At 41.9% G+C, this 7232-nt stretch carries 7 protein-coding genes; 6 read left to right on the top strand and 1 reads right to left on the bottom strand.

Annotated elements, in window-relative coordinates; genetic code table 11:
* Positions 1 to 134: 134 nt before the first annotated feature.
* The 6 genes from P2G85_RS20955 (at position 135) to P2G85_RS20925 (ending at position 4576) form a co-directional block, all read left to right on the top strand.
* Complete coding sequence (locus tag P2G85_RS20955; RefSeq protein ID WP_275865965.1) at positions 135 to 959, top strand: hypothetical protein; 825 nt, start codon at positions 135 to 137, stop codon at positions 957 to 959.
* A 146-nt stretch (positions 960 to 1105) separates the two neighbouring features.
* Positions 1106 to 1975 (top strand): hypothetical protein, encoded by an 870-nt coding sequence (locus P2G85_RS20950; RefSeq protein ID WP_258427838.1) that lies wholly within the window; start codon positions 1106 to 1108, stop codon positions 1973 to 1975.
* A gap of 148 nt (positions 1976 to 2123) precedes the next feature.
* Entirely contained in the window at positions 2124 to 2582 is a 459-nt protein-coding gene (locus tag P2G85_RS20940) for a hypothetical protein (RefSeq protein WP_275865964.1), read from the top strand.
* Between the two features lie 153 nt (positions 2583 to 2735).
* A complete protein-coding gene (locus P2G85_RS20935) occupies positions 2736 to 3368 on the top strand; it encodes a hypothetical protein (RefSeq protein WP_031815769.1) in 633 nt (210 codons plus the stop codon).
* A 135-nt stretch (positions 3369 to 3503) separates the two neighbouring features.
* Complete coding sequence (locus P2G85_RS20930; protein ID WP_275865963.1) at positions 3504 to 3866, top strand: hypothetical protein; 363 nt, start codon at positions 3504 to 3506, stop codon at positions 3864 to 3866.
* A 173-nt stretch (positions 3867 to 4039) separates the two neighbouring features.
* Positions 4040 to 4576 (top strand): hypothetical protein, encoded by a 537-nt coding sequence (locus P2G85_RS20925; protein ID WP_275865962.1) that lies wholly within the window; start codon positions 4040 to 4042, stop codon positions 4574 to 4576.
* Between the two features lie 932 nt (positions 4577 to 5508).
* Here P2G85_RS20925 and P2G85_RS20915 read toward each other — a convergent pair.
* Positions 5509 to 7043, bottom strand: a protein-coding gene (locus P2G85_RS20915) for an IS3 family transposase (RefSeq protein ID WP_275865961.1) whose coding sequence is annotated in 2 segments (ribosomal slippage) — positions 5509 to 6581 and positions 6581 to 7043 — 1536 coding nt in all. Because the reading frame shifts where the segments join, the coding sequence is not laid out codon by codon here.
* Positions 7044 to 7232: the final 189 nt, after the last annotated feature.

Below are 7232 nucleotides of genomic sequence, written 5' to 3'. Positions count from 1 at the left end.
ACTAACAAACTGCTCAAGAGGGATTCACAACGCGTGGCATTTTTACTATGCGTTGATTTTAGTGATTAAGGTGGTGTGCGGAGGCTTCGGTATTGCGTTGTTCACCCCTTAGCAGGGCGTTATAAGGATATGTAATGAAATATTTTAACAAGGATAAAATTGATTTTTTGTCATTATTGGTTGCGATAGTTGCTATAGCACTCTCGCAATTCCCACCAGCTCATGAATGGTTTGATAAAGAGGATTTTGATATTGCAGAATCCAAATTTATACAGGTTCAGGTCAATCCTTTTATTGGTATGACGAATGTTGTTCCTGTAAGCATAACAAATGTTGGGGAAAGGTATGGCAGGATTAAAGCGATAGAAATGTATATTTCAGATTCTAGTGGAAATATTACATATCAATCAGAGGCATCTTCTTATTTGTTGCCATCTCTTGGTTCATTTGAGCAACCTCGGTGGAAACCGTTCACTGAAGTATCCCTCCAAGTTGGTGAAAATTGGTCAAATAGTGTTGCATTTTCCTCTCGTATGGCTAAGGTTGATGAGTTTGAATTATGGGATTTAAATGAAAGAATTGAGCAAGAAAAATACGAATGGTCTAGTGATATGAGAGCCAAAGGTATTGACGTTGACAGTCTAGAATTTGAAGGCCCAAATTTTCAAGTGTCAGATGAACTGTTTGTTGAAATAACAAAGGTTATTAAACGTAAGATATCATGGTTTTCTGTTGGTAAATACGATGTGGCTTTAGTTTTTTCATCTTCTAGTGGTCAGATAATAGAGACATACGAGCTTAATATAAGCCGCACGAACATGTCCCAAATTGTCAAGACTATGGATGCTTTTCAAGATGGTCTGGAACCTTTTATTGTAAGAAATATATCTCTACCATTAGTGCCAACTAATAGTCCTATAAACTGGAAAGCAAAAGTTTTGTCGCATAAAACCTTATAACAAAGCGTTTAAGAGGGATTTGGCACGCGTGGCATTTTTAATATGCGTTGGGTTCAGTGTTTACGGCGCAGTGCGGTAGCTTTTGTATTGCGTGCCGGCACCCCTTAACGCGGCGTTAGTTTTATTCACAGTTCTGAGGTATTAATGTGATAGAAAAAAGTGGTGCAGTATTTTTTGTTGATATCTTAGGTGTCGGGGCTCTAACCCAAGGTTCTATACAAATTAATAAAGAGCACTTTGAGGCACATAGATTTAGTTATGAAAATAAATTTTCAGAGCATCAGTTCTGTGCCAAGTTGTTACTGAAGTTCCGTCGCATTCTAGTGTCTGCAACAGAGAATCGTAAAAATATTAAAGTTGCTCAATTGTCTGATTGTGCTTTTTTGTGGTCCGAAGATGTCGATGTAGTTGTCAATGCAGCTAGAGAGATTATGTGGAAGTCCCTATTGGGTGGCTTAATGTGCCGTGGTGGATTGGCGTATGGGCAGATAGTTGAACCTGACAAAGTAAATAAGCAACTCGGCATGTTTATTTGCGGTGGGGCGGTTACTGAAGCTGTGAAGCTTGAAGGGCAGCTAAAGGGAATGCGGGTGGCAGTATCTCCCGAGGTTGTAGCTGAGTTTAAGAACATTCCTGACAATATAGTCGTACCGAAGACAAACCCTATTGACTGTTCTGTTTTTGATGAGCTTCTGTGGTTTGTGTATCCTAACGAGATAACAAATAGATACAGTAGCTCTCATAAGCCAGAAAAAGAAGTTGCGTTGAGCATTCTGAAGTTACTGGCTATTTTGAAGCATTCTCCAAAGCTAGCATGGAATGTAAGCTCACACCCAGGGAAAGTACAAGTAGCGGCTACAATTGATGTAATATCGGAACAGCTCGTTAACTTGTATCCTAGTCTCGATTTTAGGTTTACAGCAGAATATGCAATACAAGCTTTAGGCAATCGTGGAAACAATAAATATGAAAGCGTAATGAAGCTATATAAGTCTGAAGTCAATCGATATCTATAAAACTAACAAACTGCTCAAGAGGGATTCGCAACGCGTGGCATTTTTACTATGCGTTGAATTTAGTGATTAAGGTGGTATGCGGCGGCATCGGTATTGCGTTGCTCACCCCTTAGCAGGGCGTTATATGCAAGTCGAGGAAACAATAAATATGTCTTTTATTTATCATACACATAAGTTTAGAAACGCTTTGGCGTACTTAATTGAGTTTGAGTCGTACAAGTTGCTCGACTGTAATGGATGGGCTTGTTTGAATAGCTTTCCAAGTGGAAGCTGTGGAGTCGTATCTGATTTATTGGGTACATACCTAACAGAGAGGGGATTTTCCGGTGTTAAAGTCATTCGTGCGAATACACAGAGTGAGATATTCCCGGGTATAAATTCACACGCTTGGGTGGAAGTTAATGGAAAGTACGTAGACATCACTGGTCACCAATTTCCTCAAGTATCTGATTCTCGTATTTCTATTCAGGATAAACATCCATCGGGTTGGTTGTACCGCTATGCTCAAGAAGCTAAAGCCGACTATGCCTATGATGAAGGTGAACCATCAATCGACATTTATGCTGACTTGTATCAATTAGTAGCGCAGCGTGCGGATAGCATATAACAAAGCGTTTAAGACAGATTCGCAACGCTTGGCGTTTTCAGTCCAAGTTGAGTTTTGTGTTTAAGGCACAATGGTTTAGGTCAGGTAGTCGCGTTGCTCACTACTTAACGCGGCGTTATGTGCTTCATCAAATATTAGATAATTGAGGTGGTTGTGAATAGAAGTCGGATAATTAACTCAGTCAGCTTGTTTGAAACTGGTCTCTCTGCAGCAGAGTGGGTCTGGCGTATTGTCACTGTAGTTTTCATAGGAAGTAGTGGTGCGATTACGGGTTTTCTTGCCAAAGCTGACCCAGTGCTCAAAGATCTTGGGCCAATATACTGGGTTTCCATTGGAGTAATCACCTCAGTTTTTGTAGCTCTAGTTTTATTTTTAATAAAGTCATCTATATTGAAGCAATCTCAAGCAGATTATCATGCAGCTTTATCAGTACCTAAAAACTCAGTTAACCCTCTGCAAGACAGTTTCACTGATACTATTATCCCCCTCGAAGACTTAAGGTTGCCCACACTGCAACTCCATGAACACAAACATTTTAAACGCTGTAAGTTTGTTGGCCCTGGGGCTGTAGCAATTATGGGCGGAAGCTATGTAAACTCAGGGTTTAATGAGTGCGGTGACGTTATAGTTTTACCAGAGGATGTGTACCTTACAGGTATAGTCGTATTTAGAAACTGTACAGTTGAAAGTTGTGAGTTTATTCGAACCACTGTTTTTGTTGATCAACACACGGGACAGGGCTTTAAAAATGTACCTGGCATCAGTGTAAAAGGGCTACGCACATAACAAAGCGTTTAAGACAGATTCGCAACGCGTGGCATTTTGAGTCTAAGTTAAGTTTTGTGTTTATGGTGCAATGGATTAGGTTGGGTGGTAGCGTTGCTCACTACTTAACGCGGCGTTAGTTTTTATGGAGGTTAAATGAAATATTTGATAATGATGAGTATGGCATTGTTGCTGTCAGCATGTGCGGCAACACCACAAAAACTTCGTCATTCAGAGCCGGTGTTTCAGTCATCTAGCTCGATGAGTCCATCTGCTGTTGCTAGTTGTATTACTGAAAAATGGGAAAACTTAGACTATTTAGTTTATAGCCCAATGGTGACGTTTCATAAATCATCGTTAGGGTATGAGGTAATGCAGTACTTAGATGGTGAACTAGTCCATTTAGCTGATATAGAAAAAACTGAAACAGGAAGTCATGTTAAGGTCTACACAGAGTCTTTGATTCTTTGGACGGACCCGGCGGTTAAGTCTCTCATGGGCTGTGAGCTTCAAAACTAACAAGCAATTTAAGCAGATTCGCAACGCTTGGCACTTTAGGTTTGAATCAGCTTTAGTGTTTACGGCACAATGGTCTAAGTGGGTGGCAGTGTTGCTCACTACTTAATTGGGCGTTATGTATTTTAATCAGTGGGTTAGTGATAACTGGCTAATTAACGTTGGAGCTACTGCCAATGCAACTAGAAACGAGTAAAAGCATGATTCGTACTGTTAAGAGAATGTGTGGGTCATATTATGCGCCTGGAATTCTCATGGCCATTTTTATTATGTCGATATGTGTTGTAGAAAATAGAGTTATTGAGGGACCATACACTGATAATGATGTGTTATACCATAAGGCTGAGGTAACTGGTAAGCATGGTACAGCTGGTCGTGGATTATCTTATCAAATTCTTTTTGATAAAGAATACAAGCACGATATTAAAGTTCAATGGTATGACTTTAATTCAATAAATCACTACTATTCCCTAGGATATGGTTCGCGTAAAGATACAGAAAATCTAAGTGTTGGGCTAGTTAGAACGCATGTAAATAATATCTATTATACTGTTTATGTTAAGGCTGGAGATGAAGTTCTTCTTTCGAGTTCTGATGGTCTTCATAGGATAAATAAATTTAACGCCGAACAAGTTAGATGGAGCGCTTACTTAAGTCTTATTGCATTTATTTTACTTTCTCTAATCTTTAGGTTTCTAAGGAAGTGGTATTAAATTCTCTATAATAAAGTTTGCTATTAAATTTGTGCACCCAAAATACATAACAAACTGTTCAAGAGGGATTCGCAACGCGTGGCATTTTTACTATGCGTTGATTTAAGTGTTTAAGGTGGTATGCGGCGACTTTGGTATTGCGTTGCTCACCCCTTAACAGGGCGTTATGTTGCTGTTTGAGTTCAAGGTTTTTAGCCAGGTTTATCGAACAGTTTCCTTGTTCAGTAGCCGTGCTTTTCACCTGTCAGTCAGCACCTAGCCACGATCTATCCGGTGGCACTTTGAATAAAATTTTCGCTGAACTGAAGGCGTTTACTGTGGCTTTCTCATTTGCGGTGTTCGATGCCGCTGTTTCTCTGCTGCTGAACCAGTATCGGAAAACGGGAGTTTTGTTGGCGTTGTAGTTGGCATCAGCGAAAGTATCCTTTGCCATGCAAGTACGGAAATGTCTGGACTGTCACCGAATGTCGCTTCATTGCCAAGTGCGTTTAGCGACTGGCTTCAATTTGGGCAGCTGTCCGTTTTACTTCGGTGATTGGGTTGGGTAATGTGATTAATATTCAACGCCTTGGTACCAAGCCATGAGTTCACCGTACTGTCTCGCTACATAACAAATTGTTCAAGCTGACAGCTAACCTGTGGCATTTTTGGTTCGGTTGAGTTTAGTGATTACGGTGGCTTTGCTTGAGTGTCGTGGCAGTTAGCTGCAACTTAACAAAGCGTTATACGCTAGATGAAGAAAGTCTAAAATTTTAGGGCAATATTCCTGATTTTCGGCGCTGAATTCAGGTAGTTCTCATCACAAATTGTAGTTTCGTTTTTCTGATTCTTGGTTCAGTTCTGGTCTGTCATTTGTCGACGGTTTTCTTCTTTGGTGCGGACTGCGCGGGGCACGGTGTTTTTCAAGGTAGTTGTCACTAGTTGCTTAATAATTAAGCAGCCTCTTTTTCTGGATTAAGGTGAACGTCTCCGATTGGTTCACAGTTCCTTATCTTTCTCGACCAACGCTCTGGGTTCTTGTTACGGAACGCGGTCAGTACCTTTTCTCGTTTACTCAATATGGCACCATCTATACCACTATGACGCTGTGCTGGCGTAACATAGTTCAAGCGGCTGTGTTTGTGCTCCATGTTATACCAACTAACGAAGCACTCTACCCAGTCTCGGCTTTCTTCAAGACTGTTAAAACCATTTGACGGCCAGTTCGGCACATACTTCATGGTGCGGAACAGGGATTCTACATAAGGATTATCATCACTCACTCTAGGACGGCTATATGAAGGTGTGATACCCAGCTCATCCATCTTCGCTTTCAGAGTAAAGGATTTCATCGGGCTGCCGTTGTCTGAGTGCAGTACCAGTGGTTGATTGAAGCATTGTTCACGCATCAACGTTCGTTGCAGCAGTTGCGCTGCCAGCTTGCCACATTCACGCTCATAGACCTCATAACCGACGACTTTACGACTGTAGATATCTTCTATCAGGTACAGATAATAGAATCGACCACGTACGCCTGAGGGTAAATACGTGATATCCCAGGTGTAAACCTGATTGGGCTTTGTTGCCGTATAACTCGTCGGCCTGGAAGCTTTTTGGCGACAGCGTTCTCGCCCTCTCCGATTGAGTTGGCCTTCTGCCTTTAACACGCGATAAAAACTCGATTCTGATGCGATGTAATCCCCTTTATCCAGCAAAGTCGGGACTATCTGAGTCGGTGGCAGACTGGCATACTCAGGCTGGTTACAGACATCGATAATCGCTTGTCGCTCCTGTTCTGTGAGCTTGTTTACAGGCGCGGGACGATCAATGAGAGGTCTCTTATCTTCAAGGACTTCTCCGTCTTGATACCAGCGCCTGTAGGTACGCAAGCTGATCTCGGTCTCGCTGCAAGCCTTCTCTAACCGGCAAGCGCTTTGATGTGCGTCATGAATAAGGGCAATTAAGCGCTGCCTTTCATCGGTTGAGGTTAGTCGTCCTCTGGTTCTTCCCCGTAAAAGGCTCTCAGCTTTTTTCTCAGTACCAGCAGGGCAGCGGTTTCAGCTAAGGCTTTTTCCTTGTGGCGAAGCTCTTTCTTTAATTCTTTGATTTCCAGTTTATCGGCTTTGGCTTGTCGTTTTGCTTCGGCTTCTTGATCTTTGGAAGACATAAAGCCTTGCATGCATTCGTTGCGCCACTGGTGTACTTGTTCTGGGTATAACCCTTTTTCTCGGCAGTACTTGCTTAACTCGCTTTCTGTCATTGAAAACGTTTCAGCGACAACGGCCAATTTGGTTTGTGCAGACCACTGCTCGGAAGAAGAATTGTTATTTGGCACAACGGCTCCTGACTCTCGAAGTTGTTTGCGCCAATTGTACAGGGTTGTTTCGCTAATACCTTCCTCTTTTGCCACTTCCGCCACCGAGCGAGAGTGAGGAGGTAATAGCTTTTTCAGGATCGCTTCTTTTCTTTCTTGCGAATAACGAGACATCTATTCCTCTGTTACCGCCCCTCTAATTGGTTAATTTTTAACAGTGACATCTATCCTGACACAGGGGGGGCAAAACGAGGCGATAGTTTTCGCTGCAATTCAGCTCTGTGGTTTTATCTTTTTAAAAGCGGATTTGCTTGCTGAAAGGCCGCTTTCTCTGGTGTGGTGAGTTCACGTGGTTTCAGTGAG

The sequence above is a fragment of the Vibrio sp. CAU 1672 genome (assembly GCF_029223195.1).
Classification (GTDB): domain Bacteria; phylum Pseudomonadota; class Gammaproteobacteria; order Enterobacterales; family Vibrionaceae; genus Vibrio.
The sequence above is the reverse complement of the archived record's forward strand: the minus strand, read 5'-3'. Positions and strand labels throughout refer to the sequence as shown.

What these genes read in the sequence shown, in the direction of transcription:
- P2G85_RS20955 (WP_275865965.1), top strand. Translation starts at nt 135, where the DNA reads ATGAAATATTTTAACAAGGATAAAATTGATTTTTTGTCATTATTGGTT.
- P2G85_RS20940 (WP_275865964.1), top strand. Translation starts at nt 2,124, where the DNA reads ATGTCTTTTATTTATCATACACATAAGTTTAGAAACGCTTTGGCGTAC.
- P2G85_RS20930 (WP_275865963.1), top strand. Translation starts at nt 3,504, where the DNA reads ATGAAATATTTGATAATGATGAGTATGGCATTGTTGCTGTCAGCATGT.
- P2G85_RS20925 (WP_275865962.1), top strand. Translation starts at nt 4,040, where the DNA reads ATGCAACTAGAAACGAGTAAAAGCATGATTCGTACTGTTAAGAGAATG.